Origin of the sequence: Dyadobacter sp. CY356 (assembly GCF_021440195.1) — a bacterium.
Taxonomy (GTDB): Bacteria; Bacteroidota; Bacteroidia; order Cytophagales; family Spirosomataceae; genus Dyadobacter.
The window spans coordinates 616158-641753 of the sequence record NZ_JAJTSZ010000002.1 but is presented as its reverse complement, the minus strand read 5'-3'; the positions used below and the strand labels follow the sequence as shown (position 1 = coordinate 641753).

Below are 25596 nucleotides of genomic sequence, written 5' to 3'. Positions count from 1 at the left end.
CATTCCGGTTTGGAGGCAAAAATAAGAATAGATACTCACAGTCGGAAAGTTCCGATGGTAATTAAAACGTCGAGGATTAACAAAAACAGCGCGGCACCAAGGAAATAATAATATTTGTTACTGACTACAGTTACTGTTCTTGAATCCACGAGTGTTCCGTCAGCGTTGTTGATATCGCTGATCATGCGGTTAATTTCATTCTTTTCATTATTCAGTTCATAATAAGACCCTTTTGTGCTGGTCGCCATGTTTTGTAAAAAATCATCGTCGAGTTTGCTGATCACCAGATTGTCTTTTTCATCTTTTAAGGGTTTTCCCGCAGACGGAATGCTGCTTCCGTTTTTGGTACCCACGGCCGCAACATACATTCCGACGCCAAAGCGACGGATATTGTTATACAACGAACGGTAACAATCGCTTTTATTTTCACCATCTGTAAATACAACGATCATTTTAGAGCGTCCTGTTCGGTCGTTTCCGTCAACCAGCTTTTTATATGCAAGTTCTGTGGCACCGCAAATATTTGTTCCACTGGTTGGCAGAAGTTCTGTTTGTAAGCTTTGGATAAAAAGTTCGAGCGCAGCAGCATCATAAGTTAGCGGTACCTGGACAAATGCTTCATTGGAAAAAACGATCAGGCCAATCCGGTTTGAATGCTGGTTTTGCACAAAATGGTTGATTTCAAATTTAACTTTTTCCAAACGCGTTGGTGTTACATCTGTTGCGTCCATGGATTTGGAAAGATCTACCAGAATATATATGTCTTTCCCTTTGGACTGAATGGCCTGATCTGCTTCGCCAAAAGACGGTCCAAGCAAACTGACAATGAGTAATGCGAAATATATGGTCCGTAAAAAAAGCTTTAAAATTAAAGTTCTGGCCGTGGTATTCAGCTGACGGGCAATCCGAATGGTTCGGTAAATAAAGGTAACGTAAGCAAGGATGAAGAAAAATATAAAAAAATATTCAGTACTTTCAAAGGGGTAATTCCAGTTCATAATGAACGATTTGACTAATTAAAACTTTTTCAAAAATAGACAATAGAAGCTTGTGACAAACTTTTTTTTTCGAAAACATTTGTTTTTCTGATTTACAACGCGCTATATTTGCAACCCAGAACGGAAAGACGGAGGGATGGGTGAGTGGCTGAAACCAGTAGTTTGCTAAACTGCCGTACTCGCAAGGGTACCGCGGGTTCGAATCCCGCTTCCTCTACACTGTTTCATTATATGCGGGTCGCCGCAAGTTGTTTGATGATTTCAAAATAAATTTGACAATCATCAAAAAGGGTTTTAAGGTTTCGGGGAGTGGCGCAGCCCGGTAGCGCATCTGGTTTGGGACCAGAGGGTCGCAGGTTCGAATCCTGTCTCCCCGACAATTATTACCATTGATCAGTTGGCAGTATCGTTGAGCAGTTTTAAATTGCTCGCTGCATATCACCAACTGTTTTTATTTTAACCGGTCCCGTAGCTCAGCTGGATAGAGCAACTGCCTTCTAAGTAGTAGGTCTTGTGTTCGAATCACAACGGGATCACCAGTAAATCAAGCACTTATCAATTTATTTGGTAGGTGTTTTTTGATTTTTGACAGTACAAACGAAATAATATTACGCTTTCCAGGTTACAGCTGCCTTATCTTTTACTTGTTTAAATATTCTTAGAGCCTCTTTTTGGTATACTCCTTTTTGCCTGTACGACATGCTTTACATAATCTTACAATATCGTACCTTGCCAGTCTCCGTAAACCATTGACCATCAGTTTGTGATTGTACTTTTGAGAAGATTCTTCCGGTAATTGGCAGGAGAAAACCCGACTTTCTGTTTAAATATTTTAGAGAAGTGAAAATCTGAATCAAAACCCAGCTGATCAGAAATATTTCCAATCGATAGATCTGTTTCACTTAAAAGCTGCCTGGCGCGTTTAATCCGCAGGCTTAAATGGTATTGACCGGGTGAGGTGCCCACAATTCTTTTAAATTCCTTACGAAACCAAACATAGCTGACATTCAGTTCTTTCGCCAGTTCTTCAAGGTCCATATTACTTTGTTCGTATTCCTGAATTCTAAATTTTGCATGTAGAATGAGTTGATATCTCTGGCTTTGCTCAGGGTTCTTCATGATCGCTGATGCATAAAGCAAAGCTAAAACCTGAATTGTAAGACAAGAAGACAGTGTACCACAAGAGTCAGAACTAAAACGGACCGTATCCACCAAATGTGTCAGGACCTGTAACAATTCACTATTAAAACCAATTTGAATTAAAGGTTTGTCAGATTGAAAACATGATTGCTCCATCAGATAATCAGCATAGGAGCCCTTGAAACCCACCCAGAATTCTTCCCAACCCGTCTGCTCCGAAGGGCGATAACGATGCCATACGCCTGGAAAAAGCAGAAAAGCTGTACCGGCTTCTATCATCGTCGGCTTTACGCCATCAGCTTCAAAAATTCCCTGGCCGCGCGATATGTAAACTAATTGGAATTCTTCCAGAATACGGCCTTTGTCCCAATCAAATACGTAGTCGCCCGGGTGCTGGTAATCCGGATAGCTAACACCTGGCGGATGAATATTATGGCCCACATTGATGACAGCAACTCCCCAGCTGGGCTGATCAAGAGCCTGCTCAACAATTACCTTTTGATAGTATTTTCTAAACAGAGCCATATAGTATCAAATTGGATAAATTAAAAATCAAAAACAATTGGCAAATCTAATCATTTCAGTGATTTATTTGTACAATAGTTCTTAAATATTTACTTATAAAAAGATTATTGATTGGTATTGCCAAAATATTTGACCAAAGTATTAACTGAATCTAAATCAAAATATATCTTTTTTGATACTAATTTGTTTTTTTTGATATTGTCCGATGCATTCAATACTGCAAAATTCCGTTCACAAAGCGTTTTCGCACCCGCCTGACGGGTATCAACATGTACTCAAAGTAGGCCTGTTCGGTATTGGTCTGGATACTTATTGGCCGCAGTTTGAAGGCCTGAAACAGAGACTATCAGGCTACCTGCAATTCGTTGAACAAAGTTTGGGAAAACCGTACACCAGCGTTATAAATCTGGGTGTTATAGACAATGCACAACAAGCCATTAAGGCCGGGCACCAGTTTCGCCAGGCCGATGTAGAAATAATATTTATTTACGCCACTACCTATGCGCTTTCGGCAACAGTATTGCCTGTTGTTCGCCGGCTTGGCGTGCCTGTTGTCATTTTGAATCTTTCCCCGGAGCCAGCCATAGATTATGCCAGGATTAATAGTATGAATGACCGTACCCGTATGACCGGGGAGTGGCTGGCGTTTTGTGGATCATGCCCGGTGCCAGAGATCATGAATGTGCTTAAAAGGTCTGGAATTGCTGCTTACCAGGTAACAGGAATGCTTTATGGAGATCCTGTTGTATGGGAACAAACCGATGAATGGATTGAAGCTTCACGGGTAGCCAACAGCATGTCTTATAACAACCTGGGATTGCTGGGCAACTATTATAACGGGATGCTGGATATCTACTCTGACCCGACCTTACAATTAATAACGTTTGGTGGCAATGTTACAATTCTGGAGGTAGATGAACTTTCAGCACTCAGAGAGGCTGTCGGAATAGTCGCCATTCAGGATAGGGTCAGCGAATTTTACGAGCGGTTCGATATTCAGGCCGACTGTTCAATCTATGAACTTGAACGTGCTGCAAGAACTTCGGTTGCTTTGGATCAACTCGTTGACAGGCATGCACTAGGTTCGTTGGCTTACTACCACAAAGGTACTGGCAATCCTTCCAATGAGGACACGATGAGCTCCATCATTCTGGGTACTTCACTGCTTACGGCCAGGGGTATCCCCGTTGCCGGAGAGTATGAAATCAAAAACGTGCAGGCGATGAAAATCATGGACAGTTTCGGAGTAGGAGGGTCCTTTACCGAATACTATGCCATGGATTATACGGACGATGTCATACTTATGGGCCATGACGGACCAGGGCATATTCAGATCGCACAAGGCAAAACCAAGGTAAGGCCACTCGAAGTTTATCACGGCAAGGTAGGGTCCGGCTTATCCGTGGAGATGTCTGTCCGCAATGGGCCTATAACAATGCTGTCCGTCGTGGAAACCATTGCAGGAAAGCTGATGCTGCTTGTTGCCGAAGGCGAATCTGTGGAAGGGCCGATTCTGGAAATAGGGAATACCAACAGCCGGTATCGTTTTTCACCTGGTGCACGTGCATTTGTGGAATTATGGAACGGGCATGGACCAGCACATCATTGCGCTGTTGGAATTGGGCATATCGGTTCAAGGCTAAAAAAGCTGGGTGAGATTCTTAGGATCGAGGTCGTTCAGATATGCTGACAGGGGATGCTTTCAAATAAATTTTTCTAATCAATAACTGTTGTACTATGAAACAAATCGACAAATCAAATGTGGCGGTATCCTGTCGCCAAAGGAGGCTGATGCTATTTTGCAGACTGCTGCTTGCCGGGTTTCTGGTCTTTGGGGCAGATAGACAGGTGGCTGCTCAGACACCAATCCGTGTCACTGGAAGGGTACTGGCATCGGATAATGACGCTGGATTGCCAGGCGTAAATGTGTCTGTTAAGGGAACAACAAGCGGTTCAATTACCGATGCCAACGGTAACTACGAGTTGAGCGTGCCCGATCAGAATGTGACGCTGATATTTTCATTCATTGGTTACGTAAGCCAGGAATTGCCTCTGGACAATAGAACAAATCTGACTGTGACCCTGATTCCGGATGTCAAGGCACTCAACGAAGTCGTGGTAATTGCTTATGGAACCCAGAAAAAAGCTGATGTTACAGGTGCAGTAACCAGTATTAGTGCCAGCGAAATCAAAGATATTCCCGTAACGCAGTTTGCGCAGAAACTTCAGGGTAAAACACCAGGTGTTCAGATCTCGCAGACAACCGGCGTTCCTGGGGGAGGTATGTCAATCCGGATTCGTGGTGCTGCTTCGATCAGCGGAAGTAGTCAGCCGCTTTATGTAGTGGATGGCTTTCCGATTGTGGGTGATATCAGCAACATTAACCCTGACGAGATTGAAACATTTTCAATCCTGAAAGATGCATCAGCAACAGCTTTGTATGGTTCAAGAGCTTCCAATGGGGTAGTATTGATTACATCAAAAAGAGCTGCAAACGGACGGTCCACTATCAGCTTCAACGCAAGTTACGGTGTACAGCAGGTGCCGCAGCGTGGCCGGCCGGATATGATGAACGCGCAGGAATTTGCTCAGTACGAGAATGAAGTTTTTCAGGAAAAAATTCGGCTTGGCCAGGCAACAAGCATTCCGGTCGAGTACCAAAATCCTGCTCAATATGCCGGAAAAGGGACCGATTGGTATGATCTGCTTTTAAGAGATGCTGCCTTACAGAATTACAGTCTGTCGCTGGCCAGCAGTAAAGATAAACTAAGCACGGCAGCAACGGTAGGATACATCAGCCAAAACGGAGTTCTGTTGAATTCCAGCTACAAACGCTATTCGGTTCGCCTAAATTCGGATTATAAGGTCAATAACAAAGTTACCGTTGGTGTAAATCTTGCGCCAAGCTATGCCACCAACGAAGCCCCAAATACAGATGGCAATATTTTCGGCGGAGGTATTATCCAGAGTGCCATTGCCACGTCACCGCTGGCACCTGCGATAAATCCTGACGGGACAATTCCCCTTACTGCAACATCACCCGGTTTATTTCCTAATCCTAACTGGTACAATGTGGTTCAACAGGTTAAGAATAGCAACCGTACAGGACGGATTTTAGCGAATGCTTACGGAACATTGGAAATCATAAAAGACCTGAATTTCAAGTCATCGATTAATATTGATTATACCAATCAGCAATTTAATAATTTCACGCCTTCAACATCGGGCAGCCTGTTTTCTGCTCCACCAATTCAGACAAGTGCCTCCCAATTGAGTAACGTTTTTTATTCCTGGCTGACGGAAAACACCTTGACCTACAAACGCGCTTTTGGCAATCATAATTTTGATGTGCTGGCCGGATATACCGCCCAGAAATTTCGTCAGGATTACAGCAATATCAGTGCAACCGGCTTCGCCAACGATAAGGTTCAGACTCTTAATGCGGGTACGCAGTTCTCCCCAAGTTTTGATCTGCAAGAGTGGTCTCTGGTGTCATTCGTATCAAGACTGAACTATAATTACAAAGGGAAATATCTGCTTTCAGCTTCATTTCGTCGTGATGGTTCGTCACGATTCGCACCAAATACCAAGTACGGTAATTTTCCTGCGGTGTCTGTTGGCTGGAATGTGTCGGATGAATCCTTTATGACAAAAATTCCTGCTATTTCAACTTTGAAGCTTCGGGCTGGTTATGGGCTAAATGGTAATTTCAACATTGGTAATTATGGATATCTTGCGCGTACCGGAGCCAACAACTATCCATTCAATGGTGCGTTGTTCAATGGTACAACCATATCAAACATCGGTAATGATAACCTGAGCTGGGAAAAGTCCAATCAACTTGATGTTGGCCTTGACATCGGCCTTCTGAAAGGCAGGATTTTTCTGACCTACGATTATTTCCATAAAACAACGTCCGACATGTTGCTGGATGTTGGTGTACCCCGCCAGTCAGGATTTGCTACCATAACCGATAATGTGGGAAAATTCGAATTCCGGGGACATGAGTTTGCCGTCAGCACGCAGAACCTAGTAGGGAAGCTTAAATGGTCAACAGATTTCAATATTACGTTTATTAACAACAACGTCCTGAATCTGGGGCCTTATGACCCGGCTTTGCCAAGGGGCGATGCCAATGGTCCGAACATTATCCAGATTGGCAGTCCTATCGGGTCGTTCTTTGGTTACAAATTTCTTGGAGTATACAAAACGCAGGCTGACCTCGACGCTTCGCCCAAATACCTGGGAGGTGACGGGCCATCCACAGTGGGTACTGTGAAATACGCTGATATAAACGGGGACGGGGTTATTACAGTTGCCGACAAAACCATTATTGGAAATCCGAATCCTAAATTTATGTTCGGTATGACCAACAATCTTTCGTATGGCAACTTCGATTTTAGTACGGTCATTGCCGGGCAATACGGCAATGATATTCAAAACCGGACTCTGGAATATATTCAGAACCTGGATGGCGTCTTCAATGTGACCAAAGATGTGGCCAGAAGGTGGAAATCAGAACAGGATCCGGGCGACGGGATTCATCCAAGAGCCGTTGTGAGCACTCCGCTGGCACGGAATACCAATTCACGCTGGGTAAGTAACGGCAGTTATCTGACGATCAAAAACATTACCCTGGGTTATACCATTCCACTTACCAAAAATAACTATTTCAAAAGCATCAGGGCTTATGGAAGCGTGCAGCAGGCATTTGTATTTACCAGCTATAAAGGGGCAAATCCCGAAGTAAATGACAGCGGCACAAACGGACTGACACAGGGTATAGACTATACATCCTATCCGGTACCACGCACGATCAGTTTTGGTATCAACGTGAATTTGAAATAAGATTATTTTATCGACTTTAATCTACTATAATTATGAAAATAAAATTGCTGATGGCCGGACTGGTACTTTTAGGGGCTGGTTCTTGTCAAAATGATTTTCTGGAGCTGACTCCGAAGACCAGTGTCACAGAAGCTGATTTTTTTCAATCTGAAGATGATTTTACAAAAGCTGTTACCGGCATTTACCGCCCTTTGCAGGGCCTTTACAATGATGCCTATGTGATGGGCGAGATGCGCTCAGACAATTCCTATTATCTGTTCAACAATAGCAACCGGGGTGGACAAATCACGGACAAGGAAAACATTAATACGTTTACGGATGTGGCGACAAATAGCTATATCTTCAATAAGTATATCAATAACTATTCCGGAATTGCCAAAGCAAATGCCGTTTTGGTGCGGATTGACGCAGCCAATATCGGTTCCGATATCAAAAATAATCTGAAAGGTCAGGCAGAATTTCTTCGGGCGTTCTACTATCTGGATCTGGTGCAGTATTTTGGCGGAGTGCCGCTGCAACTGAAAGAAGTGAGAACGGTTGCCGAAGCCAATTTGCCACGTTCGTCGGCTGCTGATGTATACAAACAAATTCTGGCCGATGCTACCGATGCAGCTTCCCTGCTGCCCAAAACCCAGTCTGTAAAAGGCCAGGCGACGCAGGGTTCAGCAAAAATGCTGCTGGGTTATGTTTATATGATTCAAAAACAGTATGCCGAAGCTGAGAAGGTTCTTAAAGACGTGACGACGCTGGGATACAGTCTTTTGCCTGATTATGCATCTATATTCGATCCGGCTAATAAAAATAATGCTGAATCAATCTTTGAAGTGCAGTATCTGCAAGGTACTCAGGGTGTTCAAAGTAATTTCGCATACCAGTTTGCCCCAGGCGTCACCGACACCAAAAACATCACCGGACAAACAGGCAACAGCCAGAACCTGGGAGACTGGAATATTCCTACCAATGACTTACTAGCCGCTTACGAATCCGGTGATACGCGTAAATCTGCTTCCATAGCCGACAATTATATCAATCCCGCTGGTGAGGTAGTGGCGCAGCCATTCGTGAAAAAATACCTTCATCCACACGCCCAGTTTAATAACACGAACGACAACTGGCCGGTTTACCGCTATGCAGATGCATTGCTGCTATTGGCAGAAAGCCTCAATGAGCAGAATAAATCGGCTGAGGCCATTGTGCTTCTCAACCAGGTGCGTACCCGCGCAAAACTTGCTGCTACCACGGCAAACTCGCAGGCCGACCTGCGGATAGCCATTGCAAAAGAGCGCCGGATCGAGCTTGCCTTTGAAAATCACCGTTGGCTGGACCTTGTGCGCACAGGTCAGGCAATCCCGGTCATGACGGCTTATGGAGCCAAACAAAAGGCTATTCGTCCCTATCTGACCGGTAATGTATACAATGTAACGCAGGACCGGCTTATATTTCCTATTCCACAAAATGAGTTGTTGATCAATTTATCATTGGAACAAAATCCTGGTTACTAATTAAAATTGACGCGTGGTTACAAATAGAGACTGTTATGAAGGATTTGTTTTCAGATCAACATTGCCAGTATTTGTTATGCTTTTATCTTGCCAAAATATTGAAAACTATAATGAGAATACCTCTGATTTTACTGTTGTTAAGCATATTGGCTACCTCTGTATCTGCACAGTTAAAAGTGTATCATCTGCGCTGCGAAGATGCTGAAAATCCTTTGGGTGTGGAAACAGCCAGACCACAGCTTAGCTGGCAGCTTTTATCGAAGGAGCGCGGACAGCGGCAAACAGCTTTCCGGATACTTGTTGCGGATTCACCCCAGCAATTGGATGCTGCAAAGGGAAACTTTTGGGATTCAGGAAAGCAATTGACGGATGAATCCATTCAAATAGCTTTCTCAGGAGCCAACCTAAAACCAGGCAGAAAATATTACTGGAAGGTAATGGTCTGGGATAAAGCGGGGAAACCTTCAGCTTGGAGCCAGCCGGCCTTTTGGCGTATGGGCTTGCCAGATCAAACAGACTGGGGCAGCGCGCAGTGGATCGGGATGGAAAAAATAGCTGAAACAGACCGCATCGTGCCAGGTATAGATTCATTTGATAAACTGATCGGCAAGTCGGCTCCGGCCAGCAACGTTTTACCGCAATTTCACAAACAGGTTTTGGTTCGAAAAAAAATAAAAGCTGCCACTGCCTACATCTCCGGACTTGGCCAGTTTGAGTTTTTTCTAAACGGTAAAAAAGTAGGTGACCATGTGCTGGACCCGGGTTGGACAGAGTATTCCAAAGTTGCCCAGTATGTAACCTTCGATCTTACCAATCAGATTAAGAATGGTGAGAATGCCTTTGGTGTAATGTTGGGTAACGGTTTTTACAATATTCCAAGTGAGCGGTACAAAAAACTGGTGGTCAGTTATGGATATCCAATGTTCATCGCAAAAATTCAACTCGAATATGCGGACGGGAGTTTTGAAAACGTCGTCAGTGATCTGACATGGAAAGCTGCCCAAAGCCCTATAACTTTTAGCAGTGTTTTTGGCGGAGAGGATTATAATGCAACACTGGAAAAATCCGGCTGGATGAGCGTTGGATTCAATGATCAGACCTGGCAATCGCCGGTAGCGGTGCAGGGGCCGCCTCGTTTGTCATCACAATTGCAGGATCCAATTAAAATTCATGAGATTTTTACGGCTAAAAAACCGATTAGTCCTAAAATAGGTATATGGGTTTATGATCTTGGACAGAACACGTCAGGCTTTCCGCAACTGACTGTAAAGGGCAAGAGGGGAGCCAGCGTCAAAATTACTCCTGCCGAACTGCTCACCAACGATAAATTAGCAAACCAACAGGCTGTCGGATTTCCTGTTTTTTTTAATTACACACTGCGTGGAAACGGCCCAAATGGCCAGCAGTCCGAGACCTGGCATCCCCAGTTTACCTATTACGGATTTCGTTATGTTCAGATCGAGGGAGCGGTTCCAGCGGGAGAGCCTAATCCGGAAGGATTGCCTGTGGTTGAAGATATAAAAGGATTGCATACACGTGCCTCGGCACCTCAGGCAGGTTCATTCTCCAGTTCGAGTGTGCTGTTTAATGAAATAGACACACTCATCGACTGGAGTATCCGAAGCAATATGGCAAGTATACTTACAGACTGCCCTCACCGGGAAAAGCTCGGTTGGCTCGAGGTGGCTCATCTCATGGGAAGTTCAATGCACTATAAATACGATGTGTCCAGATACTTTGCGAAAATCGTTCAGGATATGCAGCAGTCGCAGACCGAAGAGGGATTAATTCCAAGTGTAGCTCCCGAATATCCCCGTTTCCCCGGAGCCTTTCGCGATTCTCCCGAATGGGGTAGTGCCAGCGTCATCCTGCCCTGGTATTTATACAAATGGTATGGCAATAAACAGCTGCTGACACAGAGTTATCCAATGATGAGAAAATATATTTCTTACCTGGAAAGTAAAAGTAAGGACGGAATTCTGATGCATGGCCTGGGGGACTGGTATGACCTTGGTCCAAAAGATCCGGGTAGCCCGCAGCTTACGCCGGCAGGTGTTACCGCAACGGCGGTATATTACTATGATTTATCGATCATGACCCAAACGGCTAAATTACTGGATAAGCCGGGCGAAGCTGAAAATTATGAGCGGCTTGCGCAGATTGTCAAAAAGGCATTTAACAAGAAATTTTATAACGAAAAATTAAAGAATTACGCCACAAACAGCCAGACCGCCAACGCTATGGCTCTTTACATGGGCCTTGTTGAACCGGAAAACCGGGAGGCAGTGACCCAAAGTCTGATAACGGGCATAAGGGAACGCAATAACAGTCTCAGCGCCGGTGATGTAGGTTTTCGTTACCTATTGCTTGCATTACAACAGGCGGGTGCCAGCGAAGTTATCTATGATATGAATAGCAGAACTGACGTCCCGGGTTATGGTTATCAGTTAAAAAAAGGAGCCACTGCATTAACGGAGTCATGGCAGGCGAATACCAATGCCTCAAACAACCACATGATGCTGGGGCATTTGATGGAGTGGTTTTACAGTGGATTGTCCGGCATTCAGGATGCGCCTTCGTCTGTTGCGAGCAAGGAAATTATTATTCGTCCGCAGCTGGTTGGAGACATCACCTCTGTGAATACCCATTATGATTCTCCTTATGGAAGAATTAGCGTTCAATGTGAGATAAAGGATAATATAACAGAAATGAATGTCGAAATCCCTGTCAATAGTTCGGCGGTAATATACATTCCCTCGTCGGATCCTTCAAAAGTGAAAGAGGGTGACAAACCTGTTTTAAGTCAGAAGGACGTCAGGTTTGTAGAGAATAAGAACGGACAGTCTGTTTTCAAAATCGGTTCCGGCAGTTACAGATTTAAAGTAAAAAGATAGGGTGAGGGCCTTTTCGGTCATGGCGGTTGTCAGATCACACAGGAGCTTCTGGTGACCATGACCTGCAAAAGATATTAAGTTTCACTAATGATTTACCAAAAAATCAATTGTTATTACTTCAAAATTTTATAACAATTGATGTGATGAAATGGTGAAGGGAGATTAGATCCGCAGATATTAAAAGGCTGGCAGATCTGAAATATTATGCAGTAAATTTGAATCATGAATCGTAGAAATTTCATTGAAAATCTGACGTTGGGAAGCGGTTTACTGTCGACAGCGTCGTTAATAACATCACCTGCAACAGGACAACCGGTGCAAAATGAAGTTATAAACGGGAAAGTAGTTTTAACTTCTGACTTGGTCATTGCGGGAGGTGGTCTTGGAGGCTGTGCATCAGCGATGGCGGCGTTAAGAAATGGCCTTTCTGTTATTTTGACAGAGGAAACAGACTGGATAGGTGGGCAGCTAAGTCAGCAGGGCGTTCCGCCGGATGAGCATGTCTGGATCGAAACGCATGGAGCCACACAGCTTTACAGAGATTTCAGGAACAATGTCAGAGATTATTACAAACGTAACTATCCGCTTACAGATGAGGCAAAGGCCCGCAAAAATCTGAATCCTGGTGATGGCTCGGTTTCAAAACTTTGTCACGAGCCCAAGGTTGCCGTCGCAGTGCTAAACGATATGTTTGCGCCTTACCTAAGCAATGGGAAACTTAAACTCCTTCTTGAACATAAAATAACAGGAGCCGACGCCAATGGAAACAAGGTTAAAACGCTGGAAGCGATTAGTTTGAGCAGCAAGCAAAAACTGGTTTTATCGGCACCATATTTTGTGGATGCGACCGAACTGGGTGATCTCCTTCCGCTGACAGGTACTGAATTTGTCACAGGAGCTGAATCAAAAAGTGAAACCGGTGAACTGCATGCGCCGGAAAAGGCGGATCCCGAAAATAATCAGGCTTTTACGGTTTGCTTCGCGATTGATTATGTTCCCGGTGAAAATCATGTGATTGAGAAGCCTAAAGAATATGACTTCTGGAAAAATTTTGTCCCGAAAATGTCAAAACCCTGGTCAGGGAAGCTACTTGATCTTTCATATTCAAACCCTAAAACGCTAGCTCCAAAAATGCTGGGTTTTCATCCGGAAGGGATCAGTATGGGTGAAAAACTAAATCTTTGGAATTACAGGAGAATTATCAATAAGGAGAATTTTACAAAAGGATCTTACACAGGAGATATCACGATTGTGAACTGGCCGCAGAATGATTATTTTCTCGGAAATCTGGTGGGAGCAAGTGAAAAGGATTTTAACAAACATTTTGAAGGTGGTAAACAGTTGAGCCTGTCACTTCTTTACTCGCTGCAAACCGAAGCACCTCGTCCTGACGGAGGGAAAGGTTGGCCGGGAGTCAGGTTAAGAAAAGATATCATGGGAACGGAAGATGGGTTGGCGAAATATCCTTACGTCCGCGAATCCCGGAGAATTAAGGCTGTTTTTACGATTAAGGAAGAACATGTTGGGGTAGATAATCGCTCCTTGGTCACCGGGAAAAAAACGGAAAATAAAGCAGCGGAATTTTACGATAGCGTTGGTGTAGGGTACTACCATATAGACCTGCACCCAAGTACGCGCGGAGACAATTATATCGATTTTGCTTCGCTGCCCTTTCAGATTCCGCTGGGCGCACTTCTACCGAAAAGAATGGAAAATCTTCTTCCGGCAAACAAAAACATCGGAACCACGCATATTACTAACGGCTGTTACCGCCTGCATCCGGTTGAATGGAGTATTGGCGAATCCGTAGGTTTGCTCATAAAATATGCTCTGGACAAAAACGTAATCCCCAGGATGGTCAGGGATAAGCAGGAGTTGCTGACTGATTTTCAGATTTTTATAAGAAAACAGGGTATTGAAACGAACTGGCCTGGATAGAAAAGCATCAGTAAATTATATAAGTAGTTACGATTGAGCCAGACTTGCTAATTATGGGTTATCTTGTTAATAAATATAGCATTTACTTTATGAGAATTTAACAAAAATATCAAGTTTTGTTAATTTTGAAATAGCTATTCCTAAAACCATAACTGCTTTACCTTTTGAGCACATTTAAAATATTCAGCGGATTGTTTCTTACAGGTGCCCTGGCATCTGTAACGGTATTCAATTTTTTTGAAGATAAAAATTCTGATAAATTTTATCGGGAAAACAAAACATACACCAGGTCCGAGAGCCCGGATAAATCACAAATCAAAGGAAAGATGATTGCCGACACATCAGCACCGGACAGCAGCCGTTTTACGCAAATGATGCTGGCACAAGGACTGGACGAGCCGATGGAAATGGCTATTTTGCCCAATCTGGATGTCGTTATCGTTGAACGTAAGGGAGCGGTAAAACTTTATGATGCGGAAGAAAAACAGATTAAAACGATAGCACATTTTAATGTTTTCAGCGGTATTGAAGATGGTTTGCTGGGCGTAGCCGCAGATCCGGAATTTGATAAAAATCACTGGCTTTACTTTTACTATGGGGTCGGTGGAAATAAAAATGTAAGCAACCTTGAACGATACGAAATGACTGATGGCCAGATAAATATGGCCTCCAAAAAAGTACTGCTCGAAATTCCTACGCAACGCACTTACTGCTGCCATTCAGCGGGTTATCTGACTTTTGGCGCTGACGGTCTGCTTTATCTTTCAACAGGCGATAATACAAACGCAGAAGAAATTGAAGGACATAATCCGACTGATGAGCGCCCGGGCAGACGGTTGTCGGATGGTCAGGGTACGACTGCGAACAGCAAAGATTACCGCGGAAAAATATTGAGAATCAAGCCTGAGGCAGATGGTACTTATTCCATCCCGGATGGCAATCTTTTTCCAAAGGACGGCTCTACGGGTTATCCGGAAATTTACGTAATGGGATGCCGAAATCCGTTCCGGTTGTCAGTGGATCCAAAAAATAACTTTGTATACTGGGGGGATGTCGGGCCGGATTCCAATGTTCCGGCAGAAGAGAATTTTTTGAGTTATGACGAAATCAATCAGGCGCGAAAGCCAGGTTTTTTTGGTTACCCTTATTTTCTAGGTAACAACGAAGGATTTCCAAAATATGATTTTGAAACAAAAAAAGAAGGTCCAAAACAGGATCCGCTGCATCCTGTAAACAATTCCCCCAACAATACGGGAGTTAAAAATTTACCACCTGCGCAGCCTGCGATGATCTGGTATGGCAAGGGTGAATCGAAACGTTGGCCCATGGTGGGGAAAGGTGGCGCAAGCGCGATGGCCGGGCCGGTATATTACCGCGATTTGTACCCGAATGCAAAATATAAATTGCCGGCATATTATGACGGAAAACTGTTTATATACGAGTGGATACGTAAATGGATTATGGCGGTAAAGCTGGATAAAAACGGAAATTATGTAAGCATGGAGCCATTCTTGCCACATTTGAAAGTGGTAGCGCCTATGGATATGAAAATAGCACCGGATGGAGCAATCTATATGTTGGCCTATGGAACCAACTGGTTTGCAAAAAATACGGATGCTGGCCTGATACGAGTGGAATATTCCGAAGGAAACCGTAATCCGATGGCTGATATTCAGATTGATAAACAATACGGGGCCGCTCCAATGACGGTTTCTTTTTCCGCCGAGAAGTCCAGGGATTATGATCCGGGCGACAAATTGAGCTTTGAATGGAAAATAGGAGCAAAAAAAGTATCAGGATCGAAAGTGAAACATATGTTCACCAAACCTGGAATTTATGATGTAGCACTAACCGTTTCTGATCCGCAAGGTGGAAAAGGTATCGCTACTGTGCAGGTTAAAGTTGGTAATACACCACCAGCAGTTTCAATAAGCAGCACCGCCAATAAGAGTTTTTACTGGGACAATACAGTTTTTGATTACAAGATAAATGTTAAAGACACGGAGGATAAAGTAATCGAAAAGTCAGCTTTGACAGCTTCTTTCAATTATTTACCTTTTGGTAAGGATCTGGCTTCGGTGCTGTCGGGGGCGAATCATGGAAATATTAAATATGCTGCAACGGAAAAACTGTATGCCTCTCTCGACTGCAAGGCCTGCCATACGATTGACACCAAATCAATTGGGCCGGCATTGAAGGAAATCGGCAAACGTTATGCGGGAAAAGAAGGCTCTGATCAGAAATTGGCCAAAAAAATTATTAAAGGAGGAAGTGGCAGCTGGGGAACCTATCCTATGCCGCCGCACATGGATTTGCCTGAAAAGGACGCCCTAGAAATTTCCAGATATATTCTTTCACTCGGAGAACAAAAGAAACAGCTTCCGCTCAATGGCAGTCTAAAATTAACTGAACATGTTGGTCAGGGTAAGGAAGGAGCTTATGTGCTTTTAGCAGGATATACAGATAAAGGTGCAAATGGTATTGAGCCACTCAAAGGCAGTAGCCACATTGTGCTTCGAAATCCGCTGATCGAGATGGAGGATTACGAAGAAGGTAGTGCCAATGTTGTGATTGCCACGTTGAATACCGGTTATGTTTCATCGATATGGGGTAAGAATGGAAAGTATGTCAGCTTCAAACAAATCGATTTTACCCATATCAAAAAAATAAAGATACGGTTACAGGAGCAAGGCGCTGGTGGTTTGATTAAAGTTAGACAAGACAATGAAAAAGGCGCTCTGATCGGAAGTTTACCGGTATCTTCCGGTCAGCTCAAAGATGTGAAAACAGACTGGAAAGAATTCGTGATCAGCCTGAAACCGACAACGGGTATTCATGATCTGTATTTTACGTTTTCAAATCCTGATGAAAGCCAAGTCGGTTTGTTTTTCCTTGACTGGGTCTTTTTTGAAAAAATGTGATGGTGGGTTTGGTACTGCTTATTTAAACAACAAAGTTCCAGACAGGTTTCACTATGGATTCTGCAAATATCAGGATTTCTAATTAGTCGGAGTCTAAAATTTACCGAAAGAAAGGTCAAAGACACTTCTCTTTAAATTTAAGAAACACCTTCACTAACCGGGTAAAAATCATATCCTTTTGTCTTATTTGTAAGACAAAAATATTGCAGTTCAGGCTTGTTATGCCAAAGCACTGTTTTTTTATTTTCGACATAAAGCCTGATTCTAACCCATTATTTACCCTGTGTTACTTCAAACCACTGAAACTTTCTGGCTCTGGCAGTTATTAGGACGATTGCACCCGCTAATGGTTCATTTTCCTGTTGGCTTGCTTTGTATTGCGCTGTTATTGGAAATTATCGACTGGCGTGGCAAAAGTGGGAAGTTGAAGGATGCCATTAATATCCTGGTATGGATTGGTGCCGGGAGTGCTGTCCTTGCAGTCATTTTTGGATGGTTACTGGCAAGTGAGGGAGAATATGGCGGAGATAGCCTGGAAATTCATCGCTGGTCTGGTATCGCGACCATGGTTCTGTCTCTTGTAACCGCTTTTTTAATCCGCAATAACCGAGTAGCAGCTTTTCGCTCTTTCCTGTTTCTGACTGTTTTTGGGGTTTCTTTTGCAGGACATTATGGCGCTATGCTGACTCATGGCGGTGACTATCTTTCCAGTGTTCTTCCATTCTCAAAACCTGATAATCCTGATGCCCAGGAAGCTGATTTTGTTTTGACAAATAATGGTGAGCTGAATCCTCAGCAAATTCAGGACCTGAATGTGGAAGTCAGGACCATTCTGGCTCACAATTGTTATAGTTGTCATGGAGAGCAAAAGGTAAAGGGCGATTTGAGGTTGGATAGTAAGGATGGTATCATGAAAGGCGGTGAAGACGGCGTTGTAGTAATTCCCAATCACCCTGATAAAAGTGAGTTGATCAGAAGAATATCTTTGCCGGCAGGAGATAAGGATGCCATGCCGACAAAAGGAAAAAGGTTGACAGAAAAAGAAGTGAAAGTCCTGGAATTCTGGATTGAAAAAGGTGCATTGTGGCCGGATGGAAAAGAAAAAAGCATTTACCGTGTTGCAGCTCTGGAACCACGTATGCCGGCACTTCCGGCCGCAAGTGGAGATATTGTTCAGCCCATTGACCGGTTTGTAAATGTATATTTTCTAAAAAACAAAATTGAGTGGAAACCGGTGGTAAATGACAGAACTTATATTCGTCGCGTTTATCTTGATATCATCGGATTGCTCCCGCCACCGGAAAAAGTGGAGGCATTTATAGCTGATCAGAATCCGGAAAAAAGAGCTGCGTTGGCAAAGGAATTGTTAAGCAGAAATGACGATTATGCCCAGCATTGGCTTTCTTTCTGGAATGATGCACTCAGAAATGATTACACCGGAACTGGTTATATAACAGGTGGCCGCTTTGATATTACCAAATGGCTCTACACTTCTTTGGAGGACAATAAGCCTTATAACTGGTTTGTAAAAGAATTGATAAGTCCGGTAAAAGGGTCGGAAGGATTTATCAAAGGAATAAAATGGAGAGGAACTATTAATTCAAGTCAGCGCACAGAAATGCAGGCCGCACAAAATGTTTCACAGGTTTTGTTGGGATTGAATTTAAAATGTGCATCCTGCCACGATAGCTTCATCAGCGACTGGAAACTGGCTGATTCTTATGCCTTTGCCAATATATTTGCTGATACTTTGCTCGAAATAAACCGCTGCGACAAACCGACCGGCAAAATTGCAGGTACTAAAATACTTTATCCGGAATTGGGTGAGATTACAGTAAATGCAAGTACTGAAAAACGCCTGCGACAACTGGCAGACTATCTGGTTCAGCCAAAAGATGGTCGGCTATACCGAACGGTTGTGAACCGGATCTGGGCTCAGCTTTTAGGACGGGGCATTGTGGAACCTGTTGATATGATGGATAATATGCCATGGAGTGAGGATCTGCTCGACTGGCTTGCTTCTGATTTTGAAAAAAATGGGTACGATATGAAAAAATTGATTTTTGCGATCTTGACTTCAAAAACATACCAGCTTCCGTCTTCTTCGGTGAAAGAACCAGGAGATATTATGGCCAACAATTATAAATTCACAGGAATGGTCCGAAGACGATTGACAGCAGAACAATTTACAGATGCCATCAGTACTTCTTTCAAACCGATGTATGCAGATTCGGCCGTTGTTTTTAATCTTTTGCCGGAAAAGATTAAAGCAAAAGTGCCGTTCGCAAGAGCAGCACTTGTTAAAAATGATCCTTTTTTAACCTCATTAGGCAGACCCAACCGGGAAACTGTAAGCACAAGCCGGACATCGCAGGCAAATTTGTTACAGGCTTTGGAGCTTACCAACGGAAATAAATTTACCGAGACGCTGAAAAGTGGGGCGAAAGAATGGATCGTAAAATATCCAACAACGGATACATTGGTAACTGAACTTTACAAGCGGGCACTGGGACGAAATCCTGCACCGAAAGAACTGGATGCAGCCCGGAAAATCCTTGGCCCAAAACCAAGCGAAGAAGGAATCCAGGATTTTGTCTGGGCTCTGGCACTTGTTCCGGAGTTTCAATTAATTTATTGATTACCAATGCAGAAAAGATAATTGAGATGTAGTTTTTAGAATCGAAATATCGTTAATACTTTCGGATGCATTAAGCTAATTCCTAAACGCTAAAAGCCAAACGCTAATAATGAAATCGACCTGGAACAGAAGAGAATTCCTGCAAAGAACCAGTGCTGCAACCTTGGCCGCATTAGCCGCCGGTTCGCCACTGGCAAATGTTTTGACAGGCTGTAAATCCGGAGCAAATTCTACCGCCGATACCGTCATCCTGCTTTGGATGGCTGGCGGAATGGCACATACCGAAACTTTTGACCCGAAACTTTATACGCCATATAAAACAGGGATGGAAGGTAACCGGGTTTTGAGCACATTTAAATCAATGCCGACAGCCCTGGATGGAATTCATTTTTCGGACGGGCTGCAATCGATTGGAAAAGTGATGGATAAAGGGACTTTGATCCGTTCCTACACAGCTGCGGATATGGGGCATATTCTTCATTCCCGACACCAATATCACTGGCATACTTGTTACGAACCACCTCAAACTGTTGCCGCGCCACATTTAGGCTCATGGATTGCAAAGGAACTGGGGCCTAAAAATCCGGTCATACCCGCATTTATCGACATAGGCCAGCGATTTACTTTGGGTGAAGGTGAAGAGTTGAAGGCATTTCATACGGCTGGATTTCTGGGTAATGAGTTCGGCCCTTTTTTCATTCCGGATCCAAGCCAGGGGCTTGATAGCGTTCGACCGCCCGTAGGCATGGATGCCAAACGCTTTGAAAGGAGAAATCAACTGTACAACGAATTGATCAATAACAGTCCGGTTGGAGAATTTGGTAGTGATTATCAGCGGGAATCATTAAAACGATCTATGGAACAGGCATATGCCTTGCTTAATTCGCCGGAATCAAAAGCTTTTGACCTGAGTACTGAACCTAAGGAAAGTTATAATATTTATAATACCGGTAAATTTGGTTTGGGATGTTTGCTGGCCAGAAGATTGACAGAGCAAGGTGCGCGGTTTATCAGTGTTACTACTGAATATGAGCCATTTAAAGGTTGGGATACTCATGAAAATGGTAATACCCGGCTTGTTGAAATGAAAAAACAAATTGACGGCCCTGTGGCCCAGCTTATTAAAGATCTGGACAAACAAGGCTTGCTGGACAGAACGATGGTTGTTTTGGCGAGTGAATTTAGTCGTGATATGATGGTAGAAGGAAGTCCGGATTTGAAAGTTCAGGAGCAGGTACCGCAGCCAGATATTTTGTCGGATATGAAATTTTATGGAATGCACCGCCACTTTACCGATGCAGGTTCTATGCTGATGTTTGGCGGAGGTATTAAAAAAGGGTTTGTATACGGGAAAACTGCTGACGAACGACCATGCAAAACGATTGAAAATCCGATCAAAATAGACGCTGTTCATCAAACTATTTATCACGCACTTGGTATTGCAGAAGACACGCAATACGAAGTCGAGAAGCGTCCGTTTTACACTACGCCGGATGGAAAAGGAAAAGCTGTTATGGAACTTTTGACCTAGGAAATTACCGTTTTGAATTTATATTTAAACCGTAGATTTATCTGAAATACATTTTTGTGTTTCAGAAAAATCTACGGTTTAAAACAGGTTATAATTTTTTTAACCATATTGATTATCAATCTTTATAATTACCATTACTCCCCAATAGTATTTTTAATTTCCTCACACATTTTTTTGACCCTGGAATAAGAAGATTTGCTGTTCTCATGTTTGTTTAGTTTGATCATCACTTCACCCGGTTCATATTGAAGATCAAACGTCGTTTTATCTTCCAGTGTTGTCGTTACGTCAATCTTGTCATCATCCGAAGCAATGGTAGTTGGCGCAATATTCTGATCAATAACTTTGACAATCTCCTCTGTTTTATTTTCGTCGAAATAAGCTGTAAACCGGTATTCGTCATCAGAATCTTTTACCGCAATTTTCACATCATCTGAATTTCTGCATGAAGAAACTATGCTTACAGTAAGCATAAATAAAATGTATTTAAGTTTCATGGCTAAATATGTTATGTTTAACAAGGTACTATGCAATATATAGTACATGATTAGTATTTTGGCTAATCTATACATGGACGGAAAAATTCAGTGATGAATGTAGTGGAAAGGTGCAGATTGTCCAACCGAACCGGCAAATTGTATAAGCGTATCCAATTTTCACCGAGTACTTTTGTAATCTTATTTAGAATGAGTCTATTTATTTATAACACAGCGACTTAATAATAAATTGATTTGGCCGACTGTGGAATAGACTGTTTAAAGCTACTATATATTAAAATTCCTTATTTTTTACCTAACAAATCATAACGATGACGTGACCGCTACTATAAATTCCCTCCACAAACAATAATTAAACCGGATGGCTGCAACCATCCGGCTCATTGCGCAAAAGTGCAATGCTTACCAACGCTGAACATTTTAAAGCAATGCAAATTAGTAAAATTCTGCATATCGGGATATTTTGTGTCCTTTCGATCATAACTTTTGCCCAAAAATCTTCCGTAACCATTACCGGACATATCAAATCCGCTGATGGTGAGGTATTACCAGGTGCTGCCATAGCTCTAAAAGGAACTTCTATTGGGACTTTCTCCAATTCTGAGGGGAAATATTTCCTGGAAAAAGTAATGCCCGGCACCTATCAGCTTACCGTTTCATTCATAGGTTATCAGACCCAATCCAAACAAATTACAACAAAGGAAGGCGAGCAACTAAAATTCAACTTTCATCTGGATTCCGACACAAAAGAGTTGGAATCTTTTTCGGTGATTGGACGGAGCGAAACGAAGGAAATCAACCGGCAGGCCTACAATGTCACAGCCATTGACGCAAAAAAACTTCAAAACTCTACACTTGATTTGTCTCACGCACTAGATCGCGTTTCTGGAGTGCGGGTTAGAGAAAGTGGTGGTGTGGGTTCAAATATGAACTTTTCGCTGAATGGATTTACTGGTCGGCAGGTAAAATTTTTTCTGGATGGCGTGCCGATGGACAATTTTGGTTCTTCTTTTCAGCTTAATAATATTCCGATCAATCTTGCCGAAAGGGTAGAGGTTTATAAGGGTGTTGTGCCAATCTGGCTTGGTTCCGACGCATTGGGGGGAGCTGTTAATATCGTAACTAATACAAAACAAAATAGTTATGTTGATGCGTCATATTCTTACGGTTCATTTAATACGTACCGTACGGCGATCAATGCCGGATTTACGGCCAAAAACGGCTTCACTGCGCAAGTGAACGTATTTCAAAATTTTTCAAATAATAACTACTGGATTAACGTAGATGTCGCCGATGTGAATACGGGTGAATATTTCAGAAATCAGCGATTGCGAAGATTTCACGATACCTATCACAATGAAACCTTGATTGCAAACATCGGTATAGTTGGGAAAAAATTCGCTGACAAACTGTTGATTGGAATCACGCTTGGTCAGAACAAAGCCGAGATACAAACCGGCGCAAGGATGGTAAGCGTTTTTGGGAAATGGCATCGGAAAGGAAATATTGTGATGCCAAGTCTGAAATATCAAAAGAAAGATCTTTTTGTAAAAGGATTGAATTTCAATTTGTCTGCGAATTATAATCTTGGACAAGAGCAAAATATTGACACGGTTTATCGCCGCTACAACTGGTTTCAGCAGTTTAAACAATACGAAGGGCTGGGAAGTGAGCGCGAAAGATCATTGTATAAATTCAGAAATAATAATGGTCTGGCAACAGCAAATTTGAGCTACCAGATCGATGATCGCCACTCAATAACCATCAATAACGTTTATAATACCTTCAACAGAAAAGGAAAGGACGAACTTTTTCCTGACGCTGATAAATATGAGCAGCCGCGGATCAATACCAAAAACGTGCTCGGTTTAGGTTATAAATTTGATTACAGCGACCGCTGGAATACCTCACTTTTTGTAAAGCAATTCTCCCAAGATAACAAGTTTTCGGTTTCATATAATCCAAGTGGAAACTGGGGTGATATAGCTTATAGGGATCAGAAAAACAGTTTTAGTAAACTGGGATATGGCGTTGCCTCTACTTACTTTCTATTGAAAAACCTGCAATTAAAGGGCTCATTTGAAAAGAGTTACCGACTGCCTGAAACGGATGAGCTGTTTGGTGATTTGTTAAATCTGGAAGGAAACATTGATCTGAAACCGGAAACAAGTAATAACTACAATTTAGGATTTAGTTATCAGGCCAGTATCCATAAAATACACCGGTTTAGTATCGACGCGAATGTGATGTATCGCTATGCCCAGGGCTTTATACGTCCCAAATTGAATGCCAACCAGACAAAACAGGTAATGGATAACCTGGCAGATGTAACCAATTTTGGAGTTGATGGCGAGGTTCGCTATTCCTTCAGACAATTGGTTACTGCGGGAGTCAATCTGACTTATCAGGATCTGCGGAATAATACAAAATTTGAAGATGGCTACACAACGGAAAGTCCGCTCTACCGCGACCGGATTCCTAACATGCCTTTCATGTTCGGGAACGCGGATGCCGCACTTTTCCTGAAAGATTTTGGCAAAAAAGGAAACACCCTGACTTTTGGTTATAATCTGCTTTATGTCCATGCATATTACCTGTATTGGCCAAGTCTCGGAAGTGACAAACTTGACATTCCACGCCAGTTAAGCCATGATGTCAACATTGTTTATGCCATGGCCAATGGAAGATATAACGTCGCTCTGGAATGCAAAAACATGCTTGATAGTAAGTTATACGACAATTTCAGTCTTCAAAAACCAAGTCGAGGATTCTATGTAAAGCTTCGGTATTTTATCAGCAAATAAATAATAATCAGTTCAATAGTTTCAATAATTCTAATAAATCAAAAAATGAAAAAGTCATATTTACAGTGGTTTTTTGTGTTGGGAATGGGTGTGTTTTTGGGGGCTTGCAGTGATGATAAAACTGTTGATCCTGGTACTGAACCAGTTGTAGACACCGAGTCAAGATATGTGGTAGCATCAACGCCGATTGGTTCTGCGGGGGTGGCGGATTATCTGCTTACCACAAGCGATCTTTCGCAGGGAACGATCAGTACTGTTGGAAAAGGAATTGAGCAGGATGGGTCTTATCGTTATTATATCACCCACAAAAACAAGTTTTTCAGTTTGCTGTACGGCCAGGGAAATCCGGGTGCTGTCACGACCTATGCACTGGATGAAAAAGGTGAACTGGTAAAAACTTCTGATTTTCAGAGTGAAACTGTTCAGGTATTTGCAACTGCCGGTGATGATGTTTTGATCATTAAAGTGCCAAGAAGCGGAAACGAAAGTTCTTCCTGGTTCCGTATCAATGCGGACCAGTCTAAAATTGTTGCTGAAGGTCAGGAAAACATAGTAAAACTGGCAGGCAATGGAGAGCGTGCACATTTCACCGGCGCAACTCAGGTAGGGGATAAAGTTTTTGCTCCGTATATGAGTATCAAAGGTGCAGCGCCTGATGTTTTTGGAACAGCTTATCCGGACAGCAGCTGGATTGCGGTGTTCTCTTATCCGGCTATGAAACTTGAAAAAGTGATTAAGGACAACAGAACAAGCTTTATCGGATCATATTTTAATAACGGACTGGCAGTGGATGAAAACGGTGATGCCTATGGATTTTCTCCGGCGTCTGCTAGCAACAGTGGTGCAGCAACTTCGAAAAAACCTTCCGCTTTTGTAAGAATTAAAAAAGGAACTACCGAATTTGATCAAAGTTATTTCTTTAATGTTCAGGAAAAATCAGGCGGCTATCACATTGCTAATCAGACTTATCTGAGCAAAGGGAAAGTGCTGCTTTATATGTATGGAACGGTTAATACAGCAACCGGGAACAAGAGACTGGCGATAGCAGATCTTTATAACCAGACATTTACCTGGGTTACGGGGGCTCCTGAGGCAATTGCATCCTCATCTGCCTCTTACAATAATAATACCGTTAGTGCGGATGGAAAGACGGTATATGTTGGAATAAATACAGACGCCGGCAGCTGGGTTTATGGCGTGGACATCGCTTCCGCAACTGCAAAACAAGGTTTGAAAGTTGAAGGCGGTGCTATCACTGCCATTGTAAAAGTGAAATAAAAGAAATCAGGAATGGTCGCCAAAGCTTGTCCACTTCTTCGGAAGGGATAAGCTTTGTCATTACCAAAGCCAGCCTACCGCA

At 42.9% G+C, this 25596-nt stretch carries 13 protein-coding genes and 3 tRNA genes; 13 read left to right on the top strand and 3 right to left on the bottom strand.

Annotated features, from left to right (window positions below):
• Positions 1-35: 35 nt before the first annotated feature.
• Complete coding sequence (locus LXL81_RS08995; RefSeq protein ID WP_234646399.1) at positions 36-998, bottom strand: VWA domain-containing protein; 963 nt, start codon at positions 996-998, stop codon at positions 36-38.
• Between the two features lie 130 nt (positions 999-1128).
• Between LXL81_RS08995 and LXL81_RS08990 the strand changes: the two genes are divergently transcribed.
• From LXL81_RS08990 to LXL81_RS08980, 3 genes are all read left to right on the top strand, one after another.
• Positions 1129-1215 (top strand) — tRNA-Ser (locus LXL81_RS08990).
• Between the two features lie 86 nt (positions 1216-1301).
• Positions 1302-1375, top strand: a tRNA-Pro gene (locus LXL81_RS08985).
• A gap of 85 nt (positions 1376-1460) precedes the next feature.
• A tRNA-Arg gene (locus LXL81_RS08980) sits at positions 1461-1537 on the top strand.
• Between the two features lie 217 nt (positions 1538-1754).
• Here the strand turns inward: LXL81_RS08980 and LXL81_RS08975 are convergent.
• Positions 1755-2663, bottom strand: coding sequence for an AraC family transcriptional regulator (locus tag LXL81_RS08975; RefSeq protein ID WP_234646397.1), 909 nt, complete (start codon positions 2661-2663; stop codon positions 1755-1757).
• A gap of 205 nt (positions 2664-2868) precedes the next feature.
• Here LXL81_RS08975 and LXL81_RS08970 point away from each other — a divergent pair, with 205 nt between their 5' ends.
• The 8 genes from LXL81_RS08970 to LXL81_RS08935 all read left to right on the top strand — a co-directional run bounded on the left by LXL81_RS08970 (position 2869) and on the right by LXL81_RS08935 (position 20935).
• Complete coding sequence (locus tag LXL81_RS08970) at positions 2869-4353, top strand: arabinose isomerase (RefSeq protein ID WP_234646396.1); 1485 nt, start codon at positions 2869-2871, stop codon at positions 4351-4353.
• Between the two features lie 47 nt (positions 4354-4400).
• A complete protein-coding gene (locus tag LXL81_RS08965) occupies positions 4401-7511 on the top strand; it encodes a TonB-dependent receptor (RefSeq protein ID WP_234646394.1) in 3111 nt (1036 codons plus the stop codon).
• 32 nt (positions 7512-7543) lie between these two features.
• On the top strand, positions 7544-9013 hold the full coding sequence (locus LXL81_RS08960; RefSeq protein WP_234646393.1) for a RagB/SusD family nutrient uptake outer membrane protein: 1470 nt from the start codon (positions 7544-7546) through the stop codon (positions 9011-9013).
• A gap of 110 nt (positions 9014-9123) precedes the next feature.
• Positions 9124-11907: an alpha-L-rhamnosidase gene (locus LXL81_RS08955; RefSeq protein ID WP_234646391.1), complete on the top strand. Its 2784-nt coding sequence runs from the start codon at positions 9124-9126 to the stop codon at positions 11905-11907.
• 222 nt (positions 11908-12129) lie between these two features.
• Positions 12130-13845, top strand: a complete 1716-nt coding sequence (locus tag LXL81_RS08950) for an FAD-dependent oxidoreductase (RefSeq protein WP_234646390.1) — start codon at positions 12130-12132, stop codon at positions 13843-13845.
• Positions 13846-14009: 164 nt separating this feature from the next.
• On the top strand, positions 14010-16766 hold the full coding sequence (locus LXL81_RS08945; protein WP_234646389.1) for a PQQ-dependent sugar dehydrogenase: 2757 nt from the start codon (positions 14010-14012) through the stop codon (positions 16764-16766).
• Positions 16767-17112: 346 nt separating this feature from the next.
• A complete protein-coding gene (locus LXL81_RS08940; RefSeq protein ID WP_234646991.1) occupies positions 17113-19404 on the top strand; it encodes a DUF1549 domain-containing protein in 2292 nt (763 codons plus the stop codon).
• Between the two features lie 109 nt (positions 19405-19513).
• A complete protein-coding gene (locus LXL81_RS08935) occupies positions 19514-20935 on the top strand; it encodes a DUF1501 domain-containing protein (protein WP_234646388.1) in 1422 nt (473 codons plus the stop codon).
• A gap of 134 nt (positions 20936-21069) precedes the next feature.
• On the opposite strand, the gene LXL81_RS08930 is transcribed toward LXL81_RS08935, so the two are convergent.
• The gene (locus LXL81_RS08930) at positions 21070-21432 is read right to left on the bottom strand and encodes a hypothetical protein (RefSeq protein WP_234646387.1); all 363 of its coding nucleotides are present in this window, start codon (positions 21430-21432) and stop codon (positions 21070-21072) included.
• A 428-nt stretch (positions 21433-21860) separates the two neighbouring features.
• On the opposite strand from LXL81_RS08930, the gene LXL81_RS08925 reads away from it, so the two are divergent.
• Together LXL81_RS08925 and LXL81_RS08920 are read left to right on the top strand one after the other, a co-directional pair.
• Entirely contained in the window at positions 21861-24236 is a 2376-nt protein-coding gene (locus tag LXL81_RS08925) for a TonB-dependent receptor (protein ID WP_234646386.1), read from the top strand.
• Between the two features lie 45 nt (positions 24237-24281).
• A complete protein-coding gene (locus LXL81_RS08920; RefSeq protein ID WP_234646384.1) occupies positions 24282-25514 on the top strand; it encodes a DUF4374 domain-containing protein in 1233 nt (410 codons plus the stop codon).
• Positions 25515-25596: the final 82 nt, after the last annotated feature.